The sequence below is a fragment of the Micromonospora sp. DT81.3 genome, assembly GCF_049847225.1.
In the GTDB taxonomy this organism is placed as follows: Bacteria; Actinomycetota; Actinomycetes; order Actinomycetales; family Microbacteriaceae; genus Microbacterium.
In genome coordinates, this window is the sequence record NZ_JBNCNY010000001.1 from 18523 (window position 1) to 42358 (window position 23836).

At 65.9% G+C, this 23836-nt stretch carries 20 protein-coding genes; 4 read left to right on the top strand and 16 right to left on the bottom strand.

The features are described 5' to 3' along the window. Positions 1–348 precede the first annotated feature (348 nt). The 4 genes from ACPW96_RS00080 to ACPW96_RS00095 all read right to left on the bottom strand — a co-directional run bounded on the left by ACPW96_RS00080 (position 349) and on the right by ACPW96_RS00095 (position 5645). Complete coding sequence (locus tag ACPW96_RS00080; RefSeq protein WP_425881560.1) at positions 349–1305, bottom strand: hypothetical protein; 957 nt, start codon at positions 1303–1305, stop codon at positions 349–351. 1708 nt (positions 1306–3013) lie between these two features. Further along, the gene (locus ACPW96_RS00085; protein ID WP_425881561.1) at positions 3014–3643 is read right to left on the bottom strand and encodes a biotin transporter BioY; all 630 of its coding nucleotides are present in this window, start codon (positions 3641–3643) and stop codon (positions 3014–3016) included. Positions 3644–3771: 128 nt separating this feature from the next. Then, positions 3772–4446 carry a response regulator gene (locus ACPW96_RS00090; RefSeq protein ID WP_425881562.1) on the bottom strand — a complete coding sequence of 225 codons (675 nt, stop codon included), beginning with the start codon at positions 4444–4446 and terminating at the stop codon, positions 3772–3774. Further along, positions 4443–5645: a sensor histidine kinase gene (locus ACPW96_RS00095; protein ID WP_425881563.1), complete on the bottom strand. Its 1203-nt coding sequence runs from the start codon at positions 5643–5645 to the stop codon at positions 4443–4445. The genes ACPW96_RS00090 and ACPW96_RS00095 overlap by 4 nt, the downstream gene beginning before the upstream one ends. Before the next feature lie 114 nt (positions 5646–5759). Between ACPW96_RS00095 and ACPW96_RS00100 the strand changes: the two genes are divergently transcribed. Next, entirely contained in the window at positions 5760–6344 is a 585-nt protein-coding gene (locus ACPW96_RS00100) for a hypothetical protein (protein WP_425881564.1), read from the top strand. A gap of 147 nt (positions 6345–6491) precedes the next feature. On the opposite strand, the gene ACPW96_RS00105 is transcribed toward ACPW96_RS00100, so the two are convergent. The 10 genes from ACPW96_RS00105 to ACPW96_RS00150 all read right to left on the bottom strand — a co-directional run bounded on the left by ACPW96_RS00105 (position 6492) and on the right by ACPW96_RS00150 (position 17814). Further along, a complete protein-coding gene (locus ACPW96_RS00105) occupies positions 6492–7190 on the bottom strand; it encodes a TcmI family type II polyketide cyclase (protein WP_425881565.1) in 699 nt (232 codons plus the stop codon). 38 nt (positions 7191–7228) lie between these two features. Beyond that, a complete protein-coding gene (locus ACPW96_RS00110) occupies positions 7229–9778 on the bottom strand; it encodes an FAD-dependent oxidoreductase (RefSeq protein WP_425881566.1) in 2550 nt (849 codons plus the stop codon). Then, positions 9775–11043 (bottom strand): beta-ketoacyl synthase N-terminal-like domain-containing protein, encoded by a 1269-nt coding sequence (locus ACPW96_RS00115; RefSeq protein WP_425881567.1) that lies wholly within the window; start codon positions 11041–11043, stop codon positions 9775–9777. Before ACPW96_RS00115 ends, ACPW96_RS00110 begins: the two co-directional genes overlap by 4 nt. After that, complete coding sequence (locus ACPW96_RS00120; RefSeq protein WP_425823763.1) at positions 11040–12320, bottom strand: beta-ketoacyl-[acyl-carrier-protein] synthase family protein; 1281 nt, start codon at positions 12318–12320, stop codon at positions 11040–11042. The genes ACPW96_RS00115 and ACPW96_RS00120 overlap by 4 nt, the downstream gene beginning before the upstream one ends. Then, positions 12317–12706, bottom strand: a complete 390-nt coding sequence (locus ACPW96_RS00125) for a cupin domain-containing protein (protein WP_425882127.1) — start codon at positions 12704–12706, stop codon at positions 12317–12319. The genes ACPW96_RS00120 and ACPW96_RS00125 overlap by 4 nt, the downstream gene beginning before the upstream one ends. Positions 12707–12760: 54 nt before the next feature. Further along, on the bottom strand, positions 12761–13300 hold the full coding sequence (locus ACPW96_RS00130; protein WP_425881568.1) for an SRPBCC family protein: 540 nt from the start codon (positions 13298–13300) through the stop codon (positions 12761–12763). Positions 13301–13337: 37 nt separating this feature from the next. Continuing rightward, complete coding sequence (locus tag ACPW96_RS00135) at positions 13338–15101, bottom strand: acetyl-CoA carboxylase biotin carboxylase subunit (protein ID WP_425881569.1); 1764 nt, start codon at positions 15099–15101, stop codon at positions 13338–13340. Further along, entirely contained in the window at positions 15098–15652 is a 555-nt protein-coding gene (locus ACPW96_RS00140) for an acetyl-CoA carboxylase biotin carboxyl carrier protein (protein ID WP_425881570.1), read from the bottom strand. The genes ACPW96_RS00135 and ACPW96_RS00140 overlap by 4 nt, the downstream gene beginning before the upstream one ends. A gap of 11 nt (positions 15653–15663) precedes the next feature. Further along, positions 15664–17364, bottom strand: coding sequence for an acetyl-CoA carboxylase carboxyltransferase subunit alpha (locus ACPW96_RS00145; protein ID WP_425882128.1), 1701 nt, complete (start codon positions 17362–17364; stop codon positions 15664–15666). A 117-nt stretch (positions 17365–17481) separates the two neighbouring features. Continuing rightward, positions 17482–17814: a TcmI family type II polyketide cyclase gene (locus ACPW96_RS00150; protein WP_425881571.1), complete on the bottom strand. Its 333-nt coding sequence runs from the start codon at positions 17812–17814 to the stop codon at positions 17482–17484. A 625-nt stretch (positions 17815–18439) separates the two neighbouring features. Between ACPW96_RS00150 and ACPW96_RS00155 the strand changes: the two genes are divergently transcribed. Then, positions 18440–19081, top strand: a complete 642-nt coding sequence (locus ACPW96_RS00155; RefSeq protein WP_425881572.1) for a LuxR C-terminal-related transcriptional regulator — start codon at positions 18440–18442, stop codon at positions 19079–19081. Positions 19082–19291: 210 nt separating this feature from the next. Here the strand turns inward: ACPW96_RS00155 and ACPW96_RS00160 are convergent, their stop codons facing one another. Together ACPW96_RS00160 and ACPW96_RS00165 are read right to left on the bottom strand one after the other, a co-directional pair. Beyond that, entirely contained in the window at positions 19292–20377 is a 1086-nt protein-coding gene (locus ACPW96_RS00160; protein ID WP_425881573.1) for a glycosyltransferase, read from the bottom strand. An 11-nt stretch (positions 20378–20388) separates the two neighbouring features. After that, entirely contained in the window at positions 20389–20640 is a 252-nt protein-coding gene (locus tag ACPW96_RS00165) for a hypothetical protein (protein ID WP_425823781.1), read from the bottom strand. 808 nt (positions 20641–21448) lie between these two features. Between ACPW96_RS00165 and ACPW96_RS00170 the strand changes: the two genes are divergently transcribed. After that, positions 21449–22924, top strand: a complete 1476-nt coding sequence (locus tag ACPW96_RS00170; protein ID WP_425881574.1) for a sugar transferase — start codon at positions 21449–21451, stop codon at positions 22922–22924. Positions 22925–22995: 71 nt separating this feature from the next. Beyond that, the gene (locus tag ACPW96_RS00175) at positions 22996–23823 is read left to right on the top strand and encodes a sugar phosphate nucleotidyltransferase (RefSeq protein ID WP_425881575.1); all 828 of its coding nucleotides are present in this window, start codon (positions 22996–22998) and stop codon (positions 23821–23823) included. Positions 23824–23836 lie beyond the last annotated feature (13 nt).

Here is a 23836-nt window from a genome sequence, read left to right on the forward strand (position 1 = left end):
CCTCACGTCAGACAGCAGTGCGCGACGCTCGGCCGCGACAGGCAGGTCCCAGACGATGAATCAGATCGACCTCCGGGTCCCGACCGCGAAACACACCGTGCCGCCAGGACCGGTGAACTCCACCAGCGCTCGTGTCCACGATCCCTCCGGACCGGGCTTGCCCCGCCACCACGCACGGCCGCCGCTATCCGGGTCGTCAAGGCAGTAGTCGCCCAGGTCGGTCGTCCCCTTGTTCTTTGTGGCCAGAGCCGCGGGTCGTCAAGGGGTACGCGCTGCAGAGGCTGGCGCGAGACCCGGTACATTCGGGCGGCCAGCTCCCGTTCATCCAGCAGCTGCCGGATTCCCTCCTCAGTGACTTCGAATCTCGTTGGTGAGGAGGTCCTCCTCCTTGTCCCCCAGGAGGACGTAGAGCCCCGGGGCCTCCGCGTGCAGAAAACCACGGAGGCGGGCGATCCGGCCACCGCTGGCTAGTTCAAAGGCGGACGCCTGGTAGAGCCACGCGACGGACTCTGCCCCGGAGTCGTCGGTGAGGCGCAACTCCATCCGAGGCAGGCGCATGCCGCTGCTGCGATCGGCTTCCGGCGGTTCCACCCGACGAGCGTCTATCACCCGGGCGTCGACGAGCTCCACGTAGCTGGCCTCCAGGCTCCGCGCGAGAAGCGAGCGGGTGCCTTCGGCGGGGAAGTCTGCGGCGCTGACGGGGGTGGGGGCTGGCGCATCGTGGGGTTCCTCTCCGGCCAGCCGCACCCGCATCCACCCCTCATCGCTCACCGTTGTGGACCCGGAGTCGTCCCGCAGCACCCCGCCCAGGAAGGCGACCTTCTGCCAGCGCGCGTAGTCCGAGGGCATGTCGATGTCAGAGCGCACCCAGATCCCAGACCAGCCCCCGCCCGTGTGGGTATTCAGAACCACCAACCCGCGGTCATGGATGCCGCCGTTGCAGCCCGTGCAGCACGCCACGCTGACGTGCACGCCAGCGAGGGTAGGGCCATACGGGAAACGCGCCTCTGTATGCGGCACCTTGAGCTCCATCGGCGACCTCACACCATGGACGAAGCGCGGCCCCACCACCCGGTCGCCGACTACGACCTGGTCCACAACCAACTCGTCCCGTTGAGGCGCCTCGACGGCGAGCACGATCTCCGTCGGCGAGTCCCGGTTGCGGCCTTGCGCCTTTGCCAGGCGGCCACTGAGCAGCTGCACGCCGGCGTCATCAGCCCAAGCCGCGTCATCAGGCGATGCGAACAGGACGACCAGGGTGTGATCGTCCGACGGAAAGGTAGCCACGATCCGGCTGCGCGACATGTCGGCCCAATCTCCTCACGAATGCATCGCCAGCTATAACCGGGCGGGTCGGCCCAAATCTGGACGCGCTACCCGGGATTGCGATAGTCACACTATGCCCACGCATGTCGAGGGTCCAGACCCCAACGCCCGCGAGGCGAGGGATTTGTGCCGGTCCCCGTCTGGCCATGCTTTCGCCGTCCGCAGGTCGCGAGCCTTGCGCCCGGTCCGCGGCGCGGGGAGGAATGGCACGCAAGAACGGGGCGGAGCGATAGTCTCGTACGTTCGACCATTGAAAGACAGCGTTCATCGTTGGACTCCAGCATCGAGAGTCGTGCGGGCTGCTCGAGCTGGTCCCTTCGCGGTCACCGTTCCGTTGCGCTCCTTTCCCGCTATCGGAAGACGAATGGGGCCACGCCCGCGACCGGGCCCCCTCCGATCGTTGCCCGGTTGAGCGTCGCGTCACGCGCGATTGCGATCCGTCTCGTGATGAGCACGGCTCTCCGTCACCCGATCTTGACGTGGTCTTGAGTCACTTCCCAAAGCCATCCCGAGCGAACTGGGCGCCCGTAGCCCGGGCCGTCGCGAACTCAGCGTTGGACAGCATGTGGTCATGTCGTCCGCCAACGCCCGCATCGACGGCGTCCGCCGGAGACGATCCGGATCTGGATCCGCCGCGGCCAGATCGATGCCGGCGACGGGCCGGGTTGCACGACGGGCGCCGCGGCGGAGATCAAGCGTCTGAAGCGGGAGAAGGCCGAGCCGCGGCGGGCGAACGAGTCAGCCTCGCGTTCCTCATCCTGGCGATCATCGTGCGCCACGACGACGTTCGCTGGGAACACACCGCCGCACGGGTTTCGTCGCGCTGATCGCCATTGCCGTGGCCCTCCACGGCGGCTTCGCGGCGTGGGCCGAGCGGACCATGCGCCTCCACGGCGGCTCGCGGGGTGGGCCGAACGGACCATGCGCCGCGCGGCTCGCCCACCTCCCGAACTTGAGCGAACGGAACCTGCGGGTGGATAGGACCTCGACACGCATTGTGGACCGGGGAGCATCAGCGCGGCCGCCCGGAGCTCGCACTTAGAGAGGCTTCCGATCGCCGTCCTCGGTCGTTCCAGGACTCTCGCGATCAGTGACGCTGCGGTTTATGCGCGGGTGGGGCCTGTCGCTTGGCGGCGGGGCATGCAAGCTCCCAAAGAGTCCGTTCTCCTCGTTGCTGCGGCGCACCATGCGCCCGACCGCGAGCGCCGCACCGAGTCCGAGCAGGGTCCAGGTGATCGCCAGGACGACAAGCGCCGAGATACCGTCCATATGCACCACCTTCGGGCCTGCCGACGAACCGAGTGGGCTCGGTCGACAATCCTAGCCGCCCCCTCCCCCCAGGGCGCGCCGGAACTCCTGGACCCCCCGCCCGACACAGCCAGGGGGTGGGGTCGAGTTCCTTTTCGTGGTGTCACTCCGGTCGTTCTTGATGAAGTCGGATTTTCCCTCATCGCACCGCTCCTGAAGGACCGGACCGCGTGAGCCTGGTCTCCTCGTCGTACTTCCTCGGGCGGGCATGATCTCTCCGTGTAAGACCCTGGCCTCCGACAAGCTGCGCCCAAATCTTGAATCACGCTCTCCGCCGGGTACTGTTCGCGATCTGCAGTCGCTGCGACGCTCGCCTCAGCGCACGCCGGAACGCCAACGGTACCTACCGCAGGCGGCGAGGCCCTGTTGGTGTCTGGTGCTACTTGCGCGCGTCGAGGGTGCGCACGCCGCGCCACGCCAGGGGGACGAGCAGCGCCGCGAAGGCGGCCTTGATGACCCCACCGGCAATGAACGGCAGCACGCCGGCCTCCATCACGGACGCGAAAGTGATGTCGACGCCGAGCACGGTGCTCAAGATGAACGCCAGGTAGGGAACGCCGAAGACGAATGGGATGATGCTCGCCGCGGCGAAGCCGGCGAATGCGAGCACCGGCTTGCGGTCCCATGCGCGCTCGGCGAACCAGCCGGCCACGAAGGCGGCCGGGATGAAGCCGACGATGAATCCGAAGGAGGGCGAAAGCACATACGCAGGCCCCGCGACCGGTCCCGCGAAGATCGGAAGCCCGGCGAGGCCGAGCAGCATGTACGTTGTCAGGCTGGCGGCACCCCTCTTAGCGCCGAGTGCGGCGCCGACCAGGATCACGCCGAGGGTCTGTCCGGTGATTGGGACGGGACCGAGGAAGAAGGAAACCTTGGCGAGCAGCGAGACGAGGGCAACGCCGGAGAGCACGAGGACGCCGTCGACTGCGAATGCACGGGAACGGGCCGACGGGCGGGTGAGGACATCGGCGAGGACGCGGTGGCGGCTGGGAGTGGCGATTGCGGACACGGGGCTCCTTACTTCGAGACGGGAGGGAAAAGGGCCTGTTGCGACTCATCCTAGGGAGGATGGGTATTGCGCTGTAGCCAATCCTCCACCGCGGCGCTTCGGTCCACGAGATTCGTCATCGCGGGGTGTCAGGGTGACCTCGGCGCCAGGAGGCCGGTCTCGTAGGCCAGGATGACGAGTTGAGCGCGGTCATGTGCGGTCATCTTGGTCATGACGTGGTTCACGTGAGTCTTCGCGGTGTACGGCGAGATGTGCAGGGCGTCCGCGATCTCCTGATTCGACCGGCCGCGCGCGACGAGCAGGAGAACCTCACGCTCGCGTTCGGTGAGTCTGTCCAGCTCGGGCGGGATGCTGTGCGACGCGTCGGAGGGGATAGCTGCATGGATGTACTTCATGATGAGGCTCCGGGTTGCCGTGGGCGAGAGCAGGGCGTCGCCGGCGTGCACCGACCGCACGGCATGCACGATCTCGTCCGGCCCGGATCCCTTGCCGATGAATCCGCTTGCGCCGGCGCGTAAACCGGCAACGATGTATTCGTCTTCCTCGAAGGTCGTGAGGATCAGTACTCGTGTCGAAGCGAGGTCGGGGTGGGCGCAGATGGCCGCTGTCGCGGCGATGCCGTCGAGTCGCGGCATCCGGATGTCCATCACAATCACATCGGGGTTCAGACGCGCGGCGGCGGCGACCGCTTCGTGCCCGTCGACCGCTTCGCCCACTACATCGATCCCGTCCGCGTGCGACAGGATGTGGCACACCGCCTCGCGGATCAGGAACTGGTCGTCGACGACGAGCACGGTGGTCATCGGCGCCCGTCCGTGCTCACGGGAAGAGTCGCTGCCACTTGCCACGCACCGAGTGTGGGGCCGGCTTCCACGGTGCCGCGCGCCGCGGCCACCCGTTCCCGCAAGCCGATCAGTCCGAGAGCAGAGCCGGATCTACGGTCCCCGGACGTCTCGAGCGTGGGAGGCGTCTCGCTGGGAAGGGTCGGATTGGTGACCACGATCTCGAGTGTGTCAAGCTCGACCCGGATCAGGACGTGAGCACAAGAGTCTGCACCGTGTTTGTGGGCGTTGGTGAGGCCCTCCTGGATGACCCGGTAGGCGACGATCTGGGCACCCACTGCGGCCTTCGTGATGTCTCCCTCGATCTCGATCGTCACGGCGAGTCCTGCCTCCTCGAACTGGCCGACCAGCTCATCGAGTCGTTCGATACCTGGCTGCGGCGAGATCTCGCGCGTGCCTTCATCATCGTGCGTCCTCAAGACCTCGAGGAGCGCGCTGATTTCGCTGAGCACCGTGCGCGCGGCGCTACGGATCGTGCGGACCGCTTCCTGCGCGTCGTCCGGCCGGGAGGGAATTGCCGAGAACGCCACACCCGCATGTAGGTTGATGACAGCGATTTGATGCGCGACCGCGTCGTGTAGGTCGCGTGCGATCCGAAGCCGCTCCTCCGACACGCGTCGCCTCGCCTCCGACTCCTTGGTTTCTTCGGCGTGCTCGGCGCGCTCGGTGATCGCGACTATGTAATCCCGCCGCGATCTCGCTCCTTCCCCAGCCGCGGCAGCGAAAGCCACCGTGACCACCAAGGCGAATGCTCGCACGTCCAGGAGGGTGCTGAGCGAAGCAAGAACATTGATTCCGACGATCACGCCGATCGTGACGAGCGCCGCAAACAGGGCCGCCCGCCGGCGCAAACGGTTGGCAACGCCGAACATCGCGATCGCGATGGCCAGGACCATTCCGGGCCAAAGCGACTCCGTAAACGCCGCCAATGCATAGAGCGCGACGCACGCCGCGAGAACGGCGATCGGCCACCTGCGCCGGAGCGGAAGAATGAGCGCCGGAGCGATCACGAGGGCGGTCGTGAACACGTCGATCGGACGGAAATCCGCCCCCGAGAACCGAAGGTACGCCGAGGCGACGATGAACGCGGCCGCGATGACGTCGCCGATCCACGCGGGCATGCGGGGATGCCACCCGGCCCGGCCGATCGGCCGTCCCACGTCCCGTCTCATCCGACCATCGGGCGGGGCGGGGCGGAGCCCCGGCATCCACCCCGCGCGGCATGCGGAGTACCGCGATCGCAGTATTGGAAGTGCCTGCGGAGGGATGACGCGATGAGCGCCGCAAAGAGCGAGGATGAAACTCCACCTGCAACCTGGAGCCTCATGAACACGCCGATCATCTCGGTCAGGGATGTGCACAAGCCCTATGGCCCCGTTCTACCGTCGTCTGGACGGACCGCACACACTGCCGCGCACAGAGGCCGGTCGGCGATGACCAGAGTTCGTGTGCGCCAGATCCTCGTGCTTAGCCGTCCACGACCCCGCTTCCGGGTGCTGATCTGCGACGACGATGAGGTGTATCGAATCGGCCTTTGTACGGTTCTGAGGTTGCTACCGCAGATCGAAATTGTCGGGGAGGCCGCTGAACCTGCGCGCGCCCTCGAGCTATCCGAGGTGTTTGCGCCGCACATCGCCCTGGTGAGTTCTGAATTCGGTGATGCCGCGCTGCTCCTTGTCGAAGCCCTGAACCGAGAAGGTGTTCGTGTCGTCATGGTGGGCCCCCAATCGGCATCCGAGACCGGTCCGACGAAGCACACGGAGGCAGACGCACACGGATACCTTCCTCGCGAGGCGAGCTCAGCCAACGCCTTAGAGTGTGTCCGCGCGGCATTGCCGTCGGCGAGGGCTGAGCAGTAGACGACTGAAACCTGCCGCGAGGCACTGCAGAAGGAGGACCGACCATGATTCGCACCGCCGTACCACGCACGTCCTCAACCTTCCGAGCCGGAGCCACGCCCGCCCGCGTCGCAGACATCATCGCGCAGGCGTCGCCGGCCGCACGCGTCATTCGTCGGTCGGGGGAGTCCAGTCCTCGGCCTGCCAGCGGTAGAACGCGTTGGCGACCGAGTCCTTCGGGGTCTGCCAGTGGTCCGGCCGGTACGGCGAGAGGTACGGGCTTAGGTCGTTCATGATGCGGGCGAAAGCCGGCCGGTGAGATTCGTGATTTTGCCGCACGGCTGCCGCCTTGGCCTTGTCCTGCTCCAGCAGGTGCACGAAGACGTCGTCGATGGAGTACAGCCATCGCCCAGTAACGCCCGTTTCGATCGGCAGCGGGCCGGCGTCGGAGTCAGCGAACACCCGAGCGATGTCGGATTCTGCATCCGTCTTCATTCGCTGGATGATGACGGTCAGTGCCCGGTCCTCGGGGACATCCCCGTCCGGAACCCAACGGTAGAACTGCTTGGCCACGGAGTGCGACGGGTTCTCCCAGTAACGCGGGTACGGTGTGACGTACGGACCGATCTCTTCCGCGATCTGCTGGAACGCCGGCAGCCCTCGCCGCTGGCCGGACACCTCCGGGTCCTGTTTGCGGTCAAGGACGTGGATGTAGAGGTCGTCGTGGGACAGGAGGGTGCGGCCGATGACACCCAGGTCCTGCGGTCGGGTGATCTGGTCGTAGTGGCCGAAGACGGCACCGACCTTGTCCTCGCTGCCGGGAACCAGGTGACAGACGATCACGTTGCGGAAGGGACGGAAGGTCATGGCTTTTCCTCTCGCTAGGGTTGCTCGGGGCGATTCGCCTACGCGGCCGATTGACTCATCGTCGGCTGGCTATGGACGAAGATCTGCTGCAGGTGGTCGTTGATTGCGGCGAGCGTGGCCCTCGCGGTGCGATACCCGACGTGACCGTCCGGGCGGATCAGGTAGGCCGTGAGTGCTTGGCCCTCGTAGGTTCTCCGGAAGTTGCCGGCGCTGTCCCGGAGGACGGGAACGTCGAGATGCACCGGGACCTGGGCACCCGTACTCGCGATCAGATACGCACCGACCTGGCCACAAGACTGCTGCCACACCGCCGCGGCGAGTTCTTCCGCTTCGATGAAGTCGTCCTCGGTCACTGTTTCGTCGGCGTAGAGCAGCAGCGTCGATCTTGTTCCGCGCGTGACTTCGAAAAGGCGAAGTGGGTGTCCTACTCCAAACATGGTGAGTCCGTGCACATCTGGTGCCCGCGCCCCCGGCGCAGGCCCCCCGAGAAGCCCGTCAGTGCGGATGTCCTCGCCGACCAGGGCGCTTCCGGAGTAATTCATGGTCATCTGCATCTCGAGCAGGAACTGTGCCTTCTCGTCCTCCATGTCCATCTCGTCGGTGAAGGCGAGAGCGACGGCCCGATCGACGATCGCTTTGCCTGCCGGACGCCGCTCGGCGTCGTAGCTGTCTAGCAGGCCGGGCGCGGCGTTTCCGCGTACGGCGAGCGCGAGCTTCCAGCCCAGATTCCATGCGTCCTGGATGCCGGTGTTCATGCCCTGCCCGCCAGCTGGGGGATGCAGGTGTGCGGCGTCCCCGGCGACGAAGACGCGGCCTTCCCGGTATCTGTCGACGATGCCGTGCTTGATGCGGAAGATCGATGACCATCGCAGGTTGCTGGCGGTGGTCGGCTCGGGTGCCAGATCGTCCAGCACGGCTTGGATATCGGCGAGCGTCGGGGGTGTGTACTCCTGCCAAAATCCCGCGGGAACGACCCCCGCCCCGATGGTCTTCTGCAGCGGTTGCGGCGCCAGGGTCGCAACGCGGTAGCGACCGCGGCCGTGCAGCGGGACGCAGACCAGCATCCCGGTGAAGTCGCCGTCGTCCTCGATCCGGACGAAGCGAAGGAGATGGCCCTGCGGCATCGTCCAATCGAGTTCGACGTCGCCGAGCATGAACAGCTGCGGGAACATCGACAGGCCGCCCTCGAACTTCAGTCCGAGGCCTGCGCGGACGGCGCTGTGTCCACCGTCGCATCCGATCAGAAACTGCGCTCGGGTCACGCTTGTGGCGCCGGAGTCGCTTCTCAGTGTCGCCGACACCCCATCCACGTCCTGCTCGAAGTCGACCAGCTCGATGCCCCGCTCCAGGGTGACCCCGAGGGAGGCGAGGCGGTCGCTCAGGATGCGTTCCGTTTCGTATTGCGGCAGGCCGAGGTGCGCGTAGGGAAGATCGGTCAGTCCTGACCAGTCGACCTGATGGGTCAGCTTTCCATTCACATACACCGTCTGGCCGTGCAACCAGACCCCTGCCCGGATCGCGTCCGCGACAACGCCCTGGTCCTCCCATATCTCCATCGTCCGGCAATGGATGCCGATCGCCTTGTCCGCCTGGGCGGCGGCCACCGGCCGCTTGTCAATGATCCGCACCGCGATTCCCCGCCGAGCCAACTCGATGGCACACGTCAGTCCCACTGGCCCGCCGCCGACCACCAGCACCTCGACATCGTAGATTCCGCTGCCGTGCGGGCTCACCGTGTCGTGGGTGGCGGGGAGTGCTGACGTCGCAGCGGCTGCCGCCACCGGTTCAGGAGATGGAGCAGCTGTCGGCTTCGGCAATGGCCCCGCCACCGGCGAAGGTGTTGCCGCTGCGTCGACCGCAAGGGTAGGCGCAACGGCAACCACCGGCGCCGGTGCCGTCACTGGCGCGGCGATGGACGGCTGCGCGGAGGATCGTTGCACCGCAGGGAACTCGGGCGTGTCCGAAGTCCGTCGGTGCTGAGGGGGGCGGTAGCGGATCTCGAACACCCGCCGCGCGAATTCGACGGACAACCACCGCGCCAGCGGACCACTTTGATCGGCGTGCGAGGGATCCTCGACCCAGTTGATGAAGTCCTGCTCCGATTCCCACTCGGCGAAGATGTGGTAAACGAAGGATCCCGGTTCCTTCAGCAGTTCTTCGCGCACCAGGCCGGGCGTGTCCGCTAGCCGGGACGTGACTATTTGGTACGCGTGCTCGAACGCCTCTTCCTCTCCCGGACTGACCCGGGTGGTGAGATCGATGCGGATCGGCAGCGGCTTCGTCGCCGGGACGATGGTCAGCAACTCGTACGTGCTCCTGGCCGCCTCCTCGCGCAGGTCACGCAGACCCGCGGTCAGCGCCTCACGCTGATCGCTGCGGCCGAACGCGTCCACTGCTGCGCGGTCGATCCAGTCACTGGTGATGACAAATGTGCGTGAGTCTTCTAGGTCGCGCGAGAGCTCTTGTCGCACGTTGCCGGGCACCCGACTTATCTCGGCAGCCGCGCGTTCCCACGCCCTTTGGAACTCGGCCTCCATCCCTTCGCGGGCGCGCATCCGCAGCACCGTCCTGATCGCGGGTTCGGTCATGAGGCCCCCTCCTCGGCCATGCCTTGCAAATTCGCGGGGTCAATCCTTCGCAGCACCATCGAGCTGTTGAAGCCGCCGAACCCACGGGCGTTGATCAACACGACGTTCAGGTCGAGCTCGCGAGGCACCCGCACCAGATCGAGTCCGTACGACGGATCGGGCTCGTCGAGGTTGCCGACCGCCGGCGCCACACCATCGCGGATGGCCAGCAGCGCAGTGGCGACACTCAGCGCCGAACCGCCGGCGTTGAGCCGACCGACGAAACCCTGGGGAGCCGTGACCGGTACGGCGCTGATCCGGTCACCGAAAACCATCCGCAGCGCGGACGCTTCGAGGGCATCCATTTCGGCCACTCCCGCCGCATCGGCGACGATCAGGTCGACGTCATCGGCCGTCAGGCCGGCATCCTCGATTGCAAGGCTCATCGCGCGGGCCATATGCGTAGCGTCCGGCGCCAGCGCATTGGCGTCGAACGCGTCGTGGGTTGCGGCATATCCGGCGATCTCCCCGTAGATCTGAGGAGTTCCGCGTTCCACAGCGGTGCGGAGGTCCTCGACCAGAAGCACAGCCCCGCCCTCACCGGGTGCATACCCGTTGGCCTGCTTGTCGAACGGCTTGTAGCCGGCACGGGGATCAGCCGCCGCGGTCAACCACCCACTGGTGCCGTAGCAGGTCAGGGCGTACGGGGACAATGGGGCTTCAGTTCCCCCGGCAATGACTGCCGTGGTTCCGCGACGGATCACCCGCCGCGCATGACCCACGCTATCGAGGCCTCCGGCTCCCTCCGTCACCAGCACGCTGGCCGGGCCCTTGGTGGCGTGCCGGATAGACGATTGACCGGTGCTCGCCGCATAGAACCAGGCGATGGACTGGTAGGCACCGACCGCTTGTGGACCGCTGGTGTACAGACCCGTCATCTCGCGCTGGCCGAACTCGTTCCCACCGGAACCCGCTGCGAGAGCCACCGACGTCGCATAAGGACTATGGTCACCCGGATTGTACAGAGCGTCGTCGAGGGCCAACTGCGTCGCCGCCAGTGACATCCAGGTCCAGCGGTCGGTCTGCACCACCAGCCGCGGGTCGACCTGCTCATTCACGTCGAATCCTTCGACCTGGCCGGCGATCGTGGTGGTGTAGCGGGTGGGGTCGAAAGCCGAGATGCGACGCACATTCAGTTCACCGGCAAGGATGCTCTTCCAGTGCTGGTCGGCGCCGACACCGCTGGGCGCAATCACGCCGAGACCGGTGATGACCGCCCTTGTCACGCCGCCACCTCGGGCTTTGCGAGCACGATGGCGGACTGGAACCCGCCGAAGCCGCTGCCGACCGATACCACCACGTCCACTGGCATCTCACGAGCGATCTTCGGCACGTAGTCCAGATCGCACTCGGGGTCGGGGTTCTCCAGGTTTGCGGTGGGCGGAACGACGCCGTGCTCGATGGCGAGGCTGCACGCGACCAGCTCGATGGAGCCGATTGCACCGAGCGAGTGCCCGACCATGGACTTGATCGAGCTCATCGAGATGTCGTAGGCGTGCTCACCGAGACTTCGCTTGACCGCGGCGGTCTCGTGCCTGTCGTTCTGCTTGGTGCCCGAGCCATGGGCGTTGACATAATCGACGGTCTTCGGGTCGAGTCTTGCCTGGTCGAGCGCGGCATCGATCGCGGCGCTCATCTCCACCCCGTCCGGGCGCAGCCCTGTCATGTGAAACGCGTTGCACCTGTTGGCGAAGCCGCCAATCTCGCAGTAGATATGGGCGCCCCGCGCCCGAGCGCCGGCGTATTCCTCCAGGATCAGCACCGCCGCGCCCTCGCCCATCACGAACCCGTCCCGGGTCGCGTCGAACGGCCGCGATGCGTGTTCTGGGTCATCGTTGCGCGCGGACGTCGCATGAATCGTGTCGAAACACGCAACGGAGATCGGCGAGATGGGGGCGTCACTCGCCCCCGCGATGACGATGTCCGCGTCGCCATCCTGGATCAGCTGGGTCCCGTATCCGACGGCGTCGATGCCGGACGTGCAACCGGTCGACATGACCGATGCAGGCCCGTGTGCGTGGAAGCGGACCGCAAGTTCGGTGGCTGCACTGCTGGGAACCAGCGAGTTGTACAGGAACTTCGACCCGTATGCGGGGTCGACGAGCCAGTCCCGACCGTGGTTGCTGACGTTGACGTACCCCTCCTCGAGCCGCATCGTCGCGCCTACCGCACTGCCCAGGCTGATCGCGAGGCGGTCGTGGTCGACTCCTCCGCCCGAGCGCAGATCCAGGCCACTGTCTGCAACGGCCTCATCCGCTGCGACGACAGCGAACTGGATGAAGCGGTCGTTGCGGTAGATCTCCTGGGGCGTCAGTCCGTAAGCCAGCGGGTCGAAGTCGACTTCTGCGGCGATCTGCGATCGAAACCGCGTGGCGTCGAAGAAGCTGATCCTGCGGGTGGCGGTACGACCCTCGGTCAGCAGGTTCCAGAACGCCTGCTTTCCGACGCCGCCGGGTGCGACAACGCCGATACCGGTGACGACGACTCTCCTTCCGGTGCTCATCGGACCCCGCCGAGCGATCCGGGTGACGGTTCCGTGTCGACGTGGCCGAGTTCCGGGCGTGGCGCCAGCGGACCGCAGGTGAAGACGAAGAAGGCAGGCACCGCGCGATCGTTGAAGATGCGGTGACGGACCCCGATGGGAATGTGGATGGCTGACTCCGCCACTAATCGGCGCTGCTCACCGTCGACGGTGATCAAGACGTCACCCGAGACGCAATAGAGGAACTCCTCGGAGTATGGATGCCAGTGTTCCGTGACGACCTCGCCGGGCGCGAGCGTGAGTGTTCCCATAAAGGCTGCAGTTGCGCCCACACTTGCGGGTGACAGCAGGGTGCGGATGTCCCCGCCCCGCCGGTGGTTCGGCTGGGTTTCATCGCGATGCACGATCGGGACGCAGGTGACGGCAGAGGGGGGGTGCACGGTGGTGGTCAACGGAACTCCTCAGGCAGTGGTGGGCAAGGGGACGGGCTGCGCCGCGTTCGATTCGGCGACTGCCTGCACCTTCTGCGCAATGACAGCCATCTGGATCTTGGTATTGGCATCGATCCGCCTGGTCATGGTGGCGGTGTCAACGGGCGCGGTGGGGCGCATCCGGAAGGTCTGCATCCAACGCATCGTGGTCCCGCCCGCAACCTGCCGGTACGTCCAATCGATGTTCATGAACTCGAATGGTCCCGGCTCGACCCGCCGTGCAGTCACTCGATGGGCGATCGGGTCGAGAGTCCGCTCAGAGACCCAACTCCAGACCGTCCCATTGGCGTCCGGATGCATGGTCAGCCGGAACAGGAAGTAGGTGTCGTCCCGATTTTCGAGGATGTCGACCGATGCGTACTCCGTGAACAGGTTCGGCCAATTGCCGAGGTCGTTGGTCACCTGCCACACCAGATCCAGCGGGGCATCAATCACGATGGAGTTGTAGGTATGCCCTTCCGGTTCCACGTTCGCGGATTCCGGTGGCGGGCTTGTCGAGTCCGTGCTCATCGGTCAGCCTCCGGTCGGCTCATCGAGTTCATCCCGATCACGAGGCTTGTTCGAGGGGACGCATAGCGAGATGGCTCTGCACCACGTCGACGATCTCGCCGAACGTGTAGTGCTCCGTCTGATCGTCAGGCAGCTCGACGCCATAGGTGCTTTTCAGCGCGGTCTGCATCTCGAGAAATGCCAGCGAGTCGAGCCCGACATCGGAGAACCGTCCGGATGGGTTGTCGGTGTGGTCGGCGATTGGCAGACCCGCCTTTTTGCTGAGCAGCGTCATCAGATCGCTGATTGTGAAGGTGTCATTCATGTTGGGGTGACCTCCGTCTGGGGTGGGGCGTGGGGGTAGGCCGCGAGGCCAGGTCGGCTGCGCGGGGGCTGGGACGGCCGACACGAAATCTGCCGTCAAGGCGGGGGTGCGGCTCCCGAGCTGATGGATCTCCGCCGCACTGGCGAGCAGGCTGGGCATTTCGCGGTCGAGGAACTGGACGTCATGCCGGTCGGCGCGAATGTCGGGGTGCCGCAGCAACGCCCGGTGCAGGGTCGCCGTCGTGGACAGGCCCGGGCCGGACACCGCCATCTCGGCCAACGCCCGGTCCATCCTCGAGAGTGCCTGATCCCGGGTGGGCGCCCACACGATGAGTTTCGCCAGCAATGAGTCGTAGTGCGGACTTACCTGATCGCCCTCACGGTACCCGGTGTCCAACCTCGTCCATGGCCCGGCCGGCGCTCTATAGACGTCCAGTCGACCGGGAGTGGGAGCGAACCCCCGCGCCGGATCCTCCGCATTGATCCGGCATTCGATGGCGGCTCCGCTGCAACGGACATCCTGTTGCCCGAAGGCGAGCGGCAGTCCATCCGCGATCAGGATCTGCTCGCGGATCAAGTCGATTCCGGTCAGCATCTCGGTGACGGGGTGCTCCACCTGGATTCGGGCATTCATCTCCATGAAGTAGGGCTCGCCGCTGCCGTCGACCAGGAATTCCATGGTCCCCGCGCCGGTGTAGCCGACGGACAGCGCACCGCGCACCGCCAACGCTCCCAGGTGTTCGCGCTGCTCGACCGTCATGTGGGCGGCTGGCGCCTCCTCCAAAAGCTTTTGATGACGGCGCTGCAACGAGCAATCGCGCTCTCCCAGAGAGACGCCGTTGCCATGCTGATCGCATAGCACCTGCACCTCTACGTGGCGCGCACCGGCCAGGTAGCGCTCAACATAGACAGCCGGGTCGTTGAAGACCGCTCTGGCCACTTCGCGGGTGCTGACATAGGCTTCGCTGAAGTCGGCCGCGCTGTGGACGACGCTCATCCCGCGCCCTCCGCCACCGGCAGCAGCCTTGATGATAACGGGATACCCGATGTCGGCGGCGATCCTCTGCCCCTCGTGTACCGAGCGCACCGGCTCGACCACTCCGGGTAGCATCGGCAGCCCGGCCTCGTGCATGAGCCGTCGCGCCGTGGCCTTGTTGCCCATGTCCTGCATCACTGACGGCGGAGGACCGACGAAGGTGAGCCCGGCCGACTCGCAGATTTCCGCGAAATCCGGATCCTCGGAGAGGAATCCGTAACCCGGATGGACGGCCTCCGCACCCGTCTGCAGGGCCGCCTCGATGATGTTGGGAATGTTCAGATAGCTCCGCCGCGGTGCGGGCGGACCGATGTTCACGGCGATGTCGGCCAACCGAACGACTTCGGATTCCCGATCGGCGGAGCTGTACACCGCGACGACCTCGATGCCCAGTTCACGGCACGTCCTGGCAATTCGAACGGCGATCTCGCCACGGTTGGCGATGAGCAGTTTCCGGATCATGCGCTGTGCTCCTTAGGGCGAAGCCGAAGCAGGATCTGGTCGTATTCGACGGATTCACCGTTGCTCACCAACACTTCGGCGACGACGCCTGACTCGCCGGCGACGATCGGGTTCATCATCTTCATCGCCTCGATGATCGCCACCGTGGTGTCGGCCTCAACGTCGTCGCCGACCCGCACGAACGGTTCTGCACCGGGTGACGGCGCGGCGTAGTAGCAGCCGACCAGCGGTGCCCGCACCGCTGTGGACGCGGCATCCTCGATCGGCGCGGAAACCGGGGTGGCGATATCCCCCGTCCCGCCGGCGAGAGCCGTCCCCGGTTGATCGACGACCGACTGCACGGTTCTCACCTGGTCGGCCCACTCGACCTCGATCTCGCGGTCGCCGCCGCGGACTCGTAGACGGCGCAGATCGCCGGGCAGGGTGCGCGCGAGTTCGGCTAGTTCCTGCCGCAGCTCGAGCATCGACTCCGGTTTGCCGGCCGTCTGCAGGAGCGCTGCCGCCCCGGGAACCTGACCATTCGCGGATGCAAGTTCGCTGTTCGGTGTCATCTCGGGCCGCCTCAGCTGGCGATGTCGGTCGTCATCGGGGTCATCAGTTCCCCGCCGCCGAGCTGGGAGAAACGTTGCTCCCGTCCCGAGAGTAGATCGTCGGGAGAGACGTCGCTCAGCTCGTCTATCTCACGGAGGATGATCTCGCGGAGCGTTCGTGCGCAGGCAGCGGGATCCGCTTGGGCCCCGCCAGGCGGTTCTGGTACGACCGAGGTGGCGATGCCGCTGTGCAGCAACTGCGCCGCCCCGAGTTGCAACGCCGTGGCCGCAGCCGGCGCCGACGACGCGCTCCGCCACAGGATCGCCGCACACCCTTCCGGACTGATCACCGAGAGGAAGGCGTTCTCCAGCACCAGCAACCGATCCGAGGTGCACAGGGCGAGGGCGCCACCGCTGCCGCCTTCACCGGTGATGACGGCAACCACCGGAACGCGCAGCCGCGAGCTGCGCATGATGGTTTCGGCGATGGCGATGGACTGCCCGCGTTCCTCAGCGTCGGGGCCGGGGTGAGCGCCGGGGGTGTCCACAAAAGTGACCACCGGCAACCCGAATGACTCGGCGTGCTCCATCAGGCGCATCGCCTTTCGGTACCCCTCTGGGTGGGCCATCCCGAAATTGTGGGCGACGAGATCCTTGACGGTGTGCCCCTTCTGGCTGCCGATGACCACAACAGACCGCCCCGCGACGGATGCCACCCCGCCGACAACCGCGGGGTCATCGGCATAGGCACGATCACCGTGCAACTCGACGAAATCGTCGAAGACAAGCCGAATGTAATCCGCTGTGGTCGGTCGCTCAACGTTGCGCGCGGCTTGGACCGCGGCCCATGAGTCGCGCATCGCCGCAGATCCGGTCGACCGCGTCGCGGCGGGCTCGGGAACGGGATCAGCTGCGGTGGTCATCCTTCTCTCGGCGTGCAGATTGATCAGCCGAATCAGCAGGGGCCGGAGGTCTGCCCTGTTCTCCACCCTGTCCACCAGGCCGTGCGAGAGCTGCGACTCGGCGGACTGAAAGCCATCCGGCAGCGCCGCACGGATGGTCTCCTGCACGACGCGCGGGCCGGCGAATCCGATGTGGGCGCCCCTTTCGGCGAGAACCACCGAACCCAGACTGGCGAAGGATGCCGAGACACCGCCGTACGTCGGATCGGTGAGCACACACACCGACAGCACGCCCGCCTCGCGAAGCTGAGCGAAGGCGAGCGCGGTGCGCGCCATCTGCAGAAGCGAGAAGACGCCTTCCTGCATCCGTGCTCCGCCGCTTGCACACACTACGATCAAGGGCTTTCGCTGATGGAGGGCCAGGCTGGCCGCCTCGCTCACCCGTCGGCCGACCTCCAGGCCCATGCTTCCGCCCATGAAGGCGAATTCCATGACGGCGAGAATTGCCTCACGGCCACCGAGAAGCGCGGCGCCGACGATGACCGCCTCTGATTCGCCGGAACTGGCGGTTGCACCGGCGACCCGGTCCCGATAGGGACGGGAGTCGGAGAATTCGAGCGGATCGGGCATCAGCGGATCGAAGTCGGCCTCGCGGAAACTTCCCGGGTCGACCAGCAGCTCGATCCTGGCCCGCGCCCCCATCCGCACGTGGTGTTCGCACTCGGGACACACCCGGAGGTTTCGATCCAGTCGCTTGTGGTAGACAAGGCACCCGCAGCCCGGGCACTTGGTCCATTCCGTCCGACCGGCGGGCAACACCACCGGCTCCAGTGTCTGTGTCATCGGGTCCCTCTATTCGCAGGTATTCGCAACGGAACATGATGCGGTGGGTCTGCCAACCCGTCGTCGACATCGAGGTCGTCCAACCGGTCGGCTACGAGGGTGAATTCAGCCTTGGTGCGCCTGTGATCTCCAGTGGTAGAAGCGGTCTGCCATGGCGTCCGCGGGTGAAGTCCAATTCGGGTCGTAGGCCTCGATGTACGGGCGCAGCTCGTCGCTCACGGCACGGAAAGAGGGCAATTGCGCCGCCGTCCTCATCGCATCTGACGCCGGCCGTGCGAAATCGATCAGGTGCACGTAGATCCCGTGAAAGCGATACAGGGAGCGACCGATGACGCCGATGTCCTGAGGCATGGATGTCGCGTCGGAGCGGCTGAAGATCTCGGCTACTGCTGGCGCATCCTCAGAGCGCATCTTCGCGACGATCATGGTCTGGTGCATGACTGACTCCATCTATCGGGAACGTTGCGGGAGAAACGATTGTCGTCCCGGTTGCCTTGCGGAGTTCCAGCGTCAGGACAACCCATACGCTAAGGAACCCACAGCCAATACACATCCACCGCAGGTAGCGACCTCGTGCCTTCCGCTCCCCCCAAGGGGTAAGAAGGCCACCGCCCATCCGGTGAAGGCTTCCCATCCGAAGGTTGAGGCGGCTAATCCCAAGGTCGGAACCAAGCGAGTGCCTGAAACTCGACGGTCGCAGAGGGATGAGCACCGAACGCCCAGTCCGAGCGAGGCCCTGGGCGAAGGTCCCCTTGTGGACGGGCAGCGCCCGTCTGACTCGAGGGGACGGCTTATTACAGTCTGTAGCCGTATTTATTACCATCCGCCACGATGTGTGGATTCATTTCCGCGCTCGCGGTATATCTAGCTTGAAGTGTCCGTCACTATCAGTTCGCTGGGGGCATTCGTCGCGCCTGCAGGACCGGGCCGTTCGATTGCAAGAGCGATGTCGTGCCACGTCAAGGGGATCCTGATGACGTTCCAACCTGAGTCAAGTGCCGCTTCCCATCCAGACCTATCCCTGGAACAGGTCTGGCCCATGTCCGGGTCGGAGCATGTTCGAGTGTTGCTGTGCGAAGACCACGAGATCTACCGCATCGGACTCCGCGTGCTGATCGAGCGCGAACCCGACATGGTCGTCGTGGGCGAAGTGGGAGACGTCGCTTCGGCATGCTCGATGGCCGACCGGGTGGACCCACACGTCGTCGTCATCCGCCAGGGGCTGCTGCAGCACGTGCAAGCGGCGTCCGTCAGTGCGTTGTGCCTTCGCGACCGAGCGGTACTGATCCTTGCCGAGAACGAGTCCGAGCACGATCTGGCAGAGGCGTTGCGCGCCGGGGCGAGGGGCTACCTTTCTCGGAGGGTCGCCGCGCCGCAGTTGGTCGACGGCATCCGCGCCGTGTCCAAGGACGGGCTCGCCCTCGACCCAACATTCGCGCGCCACCTCGTGCAATTCCTGACCTCCGAACCGACCGGCCCGGCGGAGATCCCTGCGCAGCTGGGCGCTCTGACCCGGCTGACTGAACGTCAGCGGGCGGTGGCCCTCCTTGTCGCCGAGGGAATGACCAACGGCGAGATCGCCGCCCGGCTCTTCGTCAGTGATGCGACGGTCAAGAGCCACCTCACCACGGTCTTGCGGCGCCTTGGCCTTCGGAGCCGTACCCAGCTGGCCATCCTCGTCAACAACACTGCTCGGCAGTCCTGAGACGTCGCCAGCTGACAGGCGGCGTGTCCGACGCGTCGGGTTCCTGGAAAGGCGACTCGGATCTAGACATCCGGTGAGCATGGGAGCGGCACAAACGCGTCTAGGTGAGCGAATCCCGCCCAGGCGACGAGCACTTCGTCGCCCCCGGCCGCTCAGGCACCGACAGCGCCATCGGATGGCCGTGCACCCGGGCGGACGCGGCGCTCACTCTCAACTACTCATCGGGTCGGACACCCGGGCGGCCATCCGGTCGTAGACCTGGATCGAGGCGGTGCCCAGGTCGATGTCTGAGAGCCGATCGCGCTGCACCTCCAGCGCGCGAGCGCTCATCCGCGAACGCTCGAGTGGGTCATCCACGAGGCTCGAGACGGCAGCGATGAGATCGGGCACGTCGGAGCACAGGTATCCGGTCTCGCCGCTCAGGACGACGTCGCGGTTCCCGACGATGTCGGTAGCGACCGCCGGAAGGCCCATCACCTGCGCCTCCATGAGCGAGATGGGCATACCTTCCCAGCGCGTCGGGAAGAGGAAGATGTCGGATGCCGCGAGCTGAGCGATCACGTCCTCATGCGAAAGCCACCCGGTCAAGCGCACCGGTGCGTCTCCCATCCACCGTTCTCGTCCCTCCCTAGGCCCGTCCCCAATCCACACGAAGTCGGCGCGGTCGCCGAGTGCTCTGGCGACCTCCGCGAAGCGATCAGGCCCCTTCTGCTCTCCGAGTCGTCCCGAGGCGACCACGACGGGACGCGGGTTGCCGCTTCCGTGCGCCCGTGGGAGCCCGTCGACGGGGATCCCGTTTTGCAGCACGTCGCAGTGCGATTCTCCCAGTCGGGTGCGCGCGACGGCCTCCTCCGACGGCGACACCAGGATGAGACCGTCGCACCTGGGCTTGAGGACTCGTTCGAGGGCGAGGGCGGCGAGGTTGCTGACGGCGGACGACGACTCCCGAAGGAAGGCGAACCCGTGCGGGGAGTATGCGACGACGCATCCGTCGGGGACCCGCACGAACGGCAGGCGGCCGGCGATCCCTGCGAACGTCGAATGCAGATGCAGGACGTCCATATCGCGATCGGCGCCTCGGATCGCGACCCGCAGATCGCGGAGGGTCGCGACGCGTCCTCGGTAGGTCAGCTCGACCCGCCGAACATCCGAGGGAAATCGAGCATCGAGCTCGGCCGCCACCGGCACCGCGGGCTTGCGCGGATAAATGACCGTGACGTCATGCCCGAGCAACGACTGGCGCGTCGCCAGCGCGAGCACGGCCGCGAGCACTCCGCCCACGAGCGTCTCGGTCACATGGACGATCTTCACCGCACCCCACCCCGCCATCTCTTGGTCGTCACCGCGAACAGCTCCACGAGGAGCGAGTACGCGACGAAGGGCCCGTCCCGTCCGGGCAGGAGCACCCATGCCGGCACGTCCTGCCACCTGCTCACCACACGCGGCTCGAAGCTGGGGTTCTCCGGGCGCGCGAAAGTGCCGTGAAGCTGCGCGTCCGCCGCCGCCGAGTTGGTCCTGGATTCGACCCACACGACCGTCAGCGGAACCACTTCATGCATCGGTCGACGACGTCGACTTCCCCAGTGCCCCATACTCGTCCCCTCACCAGTGTTCAGGCCACAAACGCTAGCGGCGGCACCTACGCCCTGATGCCATCGATTGTTAACGCCCGGTTACGACCGCCGAAAAAATTGGTCCAACACCGCATGTCGGACCGGAACCCCGCTATAGATGACTCACGGCAGCGATACACGGTGAGCCCGATGTGGGGTGGCTCGACGCGATGAACCGCCGAATCGATGGGGGAACTGATGGATGCTTCTGATTTGGCGCGCGCTTTTCGGCGCTCGCAGACGCCGATCCGGGGTGATCGCCGTGCCGGGCGTGCTTGCTGCGTCGGACTTCGCCGTGCCAATAGAACGGGTGTTACCGGCGACGAACGTCCCGTCCGTCGCCAACGAGACCGGCGGCACGCAGGACCAGGTCACCCACGCAACGTGTTCACGAAGCAACGCATGGGCCCGTACGCGAACCCTGTCACGGAGCCGATCGTGACCGCTTCCATCATCGATTCGGATCGTGAGGCCACATACGGCTTGCCGCACGGTCGGCACCAACACCTCGCCGAAACGCACCGAGCGCTGACCGCGCAGACGACCGACGCGCCCGATCCCACCAAGGGCACCGATGAAGCCGAAGAAGCCGGTTCCCGGGGCAATCACCACCCGGGACGGCAATCAGCGCGCGGTCAAGTAGTCACGGTCCCGTTCCCGAGCACCATTGGGGGATAGCCGCAGCGACACGCTGCCGTAAACGCGCCTCACGGTGAGGCGCACTCACTGAGCACCACGACCTTGGGGAAGCAACATGGTCATCAACTCGCTCTCTTCCGTATCCACTTCCGACACCACCGCCATCGGCTGGAAGCTCGCCTACCAGCGCGCTCTTTGGCTATCGGATTCCATCGTGATCATCGTCTCCGTGTTTGGGTCGCAGTATCTCTGGTTCACGTTTCTGGGCGTGCGCGTGGCCCAGCCCGTCGAGGACACGCCGCTCACCTATACGTGGCTTTCGGTCTTGCTGATCCTGGGCTGGCTCGTCGCTCTCGCCGTCTCCGGCTCCCGCAGCGGGCGCGTGATCGGAATGGGCACGGGCGAATACAGGCTGGTGGTCACGTCGGCGATCTACCTCTTCGCCGTCCTCGCCATCGTCTCGTATCTCACGACGACCCCCGTGTCGCGCGGCTACCTCCTCCTCGGCTTCCCGCTCGGCACCGCCGCGCTGCTGACCACGCGATTCCTGTGGCGCCAGCGTCTGAGGGCCGCCCGGCGGGCGGGACGCGGTCTCGCCCGTGCCCTCCTCATCGGAGATGACGAGGAGAACGCGCGCATCACGAACGAACTCGACCGGATGCCGGAAGCCGGCTACCGCGTCGTCGCCGTTAGCGGCCCCGGCAAGCGGACCGAGTTCACGTGCGGGGGTGCGTCGGTGCCCTTCCTGGGACCCGTCGATGACGTGAGTCGCGTACTGGCGATGACGGATGCCGACACCGTGATCGTCGCGAGCGACGCTGCGCTGCCAGTCCAGAAGGTCAGGGAGATCAGCTGGCGACTGGAGGCCGGCCGGCAGCATCTCATAATGGTGCCGAGCCTGACCGACATCGGCGGGCCTCGGATGCACACCCGGCCCGTGGCCGGCCTGCCTCTTGTGCATGTGGAGACTCCGCGATACACCGGCGCGCAGCGCATCATCAAACGCACATTCGACGTGGTGGGTTCGGCGGCGCTGCTGCTGGTGCTGGCGCCGACGTTCCTCATCCTCGCCTGCGTGGTGAAGGGCACGAGCCGCGGTCCCGTCTTCTACCGCCAGGAGCGGATCGGCCAGGACGGGCGTCCCTTCGAGCTCATTAAGTTTCGAACCATGGTTCCGGACGCCGATGCGAAGCTTCAGGACCTCCTCGCGAAACAGGGCACTGACGGCACCCCCCTCTTCAAGATCGAGAACGACCCGCGGATCACACCCATCGGTCGCATTTTGCGAAAGCACTCCCTCGATGAGTTCCCGCAGCTGCTGAATGTGCTGTTCGGGGACATGAGCTTGGTCGGCCCGCGCCCGCAGCGCGCTGGCGAGGTGGCGTTCTACGATTTCGCCGCGGAGCGCCGACTGATCGTCAAGCCCGGCATGAGTGGCCTGTGGCAGGTCAGCGGGCGATCCGCCCTCTCGTGGGAGGAGTCGTTGCGCCTCGATCTGTACTACGTCGAGAACTGGACGCTGATGGGCGACATCGGCATCCTCTTCCGCACCTTCCGAGCCGTCTTCGCCCCCGGCGACACAGCTCACTGAGACCCATCCCGCCATACCGATGGAAAAGGTGGTCGTCGACATCGGCGACCACCCGAGAAAGGAGCGCCACCATGACGATCGAAGCGACATCAGAAGTGCCCTCGAAGGCCGAAATTCCGGTGGTGATCCTGTGCGGAGGCATGGGCACGCGGATCAGGGAGGCGAGCGAGAAGCTACCGAAACCCCTCATCGACATCGGCGGCAAGCCGATCCTCTGGCACATCATGAAGACGTACGAGGCCGCCGGCTTCCGACGCTTCATCCTATGTCTCGGGTACAAAGGCGACTCGATTCGCCGGTTCTTTCTCGACTACGGAAAGTTCGAGCGCGACTTCACCGTCCGGCTGGGCGAGGGTGATGAGGCGGTCGACTGGCACAGCCACACTCCGCAGGAGGACTGGGATGTGACCCTGGTGGAGACTGGTCTGCTGACGGGCACGGGAGCCAGGGTGAAGCGAGTGCAGGCGCACCTGGATCAGCCCTACTATCTGATGACCTACGGCGATGGCATCGGCAATGTCGACCTGGATGCGCTCTATCGCCAGCATGTGGCCAGCGGGAAGACCGGCACCGTCACGGGCGTGCACCCAACGAGCCGTTTCGGCGAGATGCACGTCACCGGCGACGAGGTGACGGAGTTCAACGAGAAGCCCACGATGGCCGAGGGCTGGGTGTCCGGAGGGTTCTTCGCGTTCCGGCGCGAGATGGTCGACAGCTACCTCGACGATGACCCTGACCTCCTTCTGGAGAAGAAGCCGCTGCAGAGTCTGGCCGCCGACGGACGCATGGGCGTATACCGCCACGACGGCTTCTGGATGGGAATGGACACATACCGCGACTGGACGGAGCTCAACCAGCTCTGGGACACGAACCAGGCGCCGTGGAAAGTGTGGGGGTGACATGAAGGTTCTG

Excerpts from the sequence above, each read along its gene's own strand:
- ACPW96_RS00080 (WP_425881560.1), bottom strand. The coding sequence starts at position 1,305 with ATGTCGCGCAGCCGGATCGTGGCTACCTTTCCGTCGGACGATCACACC.
- ACPW96_RS00090 (WP_425881562.1), bottom strand. The coding sequence starts at position 4,446 with ATGACCACCGTGCTCGTCGTCGACGACCAGTTCCTGATCCGCGAGGCG.
- ACPW96_RS00100 (WP_425881564.1), top strand. The coding sequence starts at position 5,760 with ATGAGCGCCGCAAAGAGCGAGGATGAAACTCCACCTGCAACCTGGAGC.
- ACPW96_RS00105 (WP_425881565.1), bottom strand. The coding sequence starts at position 7,190 with ATGACCTTCCGTCCCTTCCGCAACGTGATCGTCTGTCACCTGGTTCCC.
- ACPW96_RS00110 (WP_425881566.1), bottom strand. The coding sequence starts at position 9,778 with ATGACCGAACCCGCGATCAGGACGGTGCTGCGGATGCGCGCCCGCGAA.
- ACPW96_RS00120 (WP_425823763.1), bottom strand. The coding sequence starts at position 12,320 with ATGAGCACCGGAAGGAGAGTCGTCGTCACCGGTATCGGCGTTGTCGCA.
- ACPW96_RS00130 (WP_425881568.1), bottom strand. The coding sequence starts at position 13,300 with ATGAGCACGGACTCGACAAGCCCGCCACCGGAATCCGCGAACGTGGAA.
- ACPW96_RS00135 (WP_425881569.1), bottom strand. The coding sequence starts at position 15,101 with ATGATCCGGAAACTGCTCATCGCCAACCGTGGCGAGATCGCCGTTCGA.
- ACPW96_RS00140 (WP_425881570.1), bottom strand. The coding sequence starts at position 15,652 with ATGACACCGAACAGCGAACTTGCATCCGCGAATGGTCAGGTTCCCGGG.
- ACPW96_RS00150 (WP_425881571.1), bottom strand. The coding sequence starts at position 17,814 with ATGCACCAGACCATGATCGTCGCGAAGATGCGCTCTGAGGATGCGCCA.
- ACPW96_RS00165 (WP_425823781.1), bottom strand. The coding sequence starts at position 20,640 with ATGCATGAAGTGGTTCCGCTGACGGTCGTGTGGGTCGAATCCAGGACC.
- ACPW96_RS00170 (WP_425881574.1), top strand. The coding sequence starts at position 21,449 with ATGGTCATCAACTCGCTCTCTTCCGTATCCACTTCCGACACCACCGCC.
- ACPW96_RS00175 (WP_425881575.1), top strand. The coding sequence starts at position 22,996 with ATGACGATCGAAGCGACATCAGAAGTGCCCTCGAAGGCCGAAATTCCG.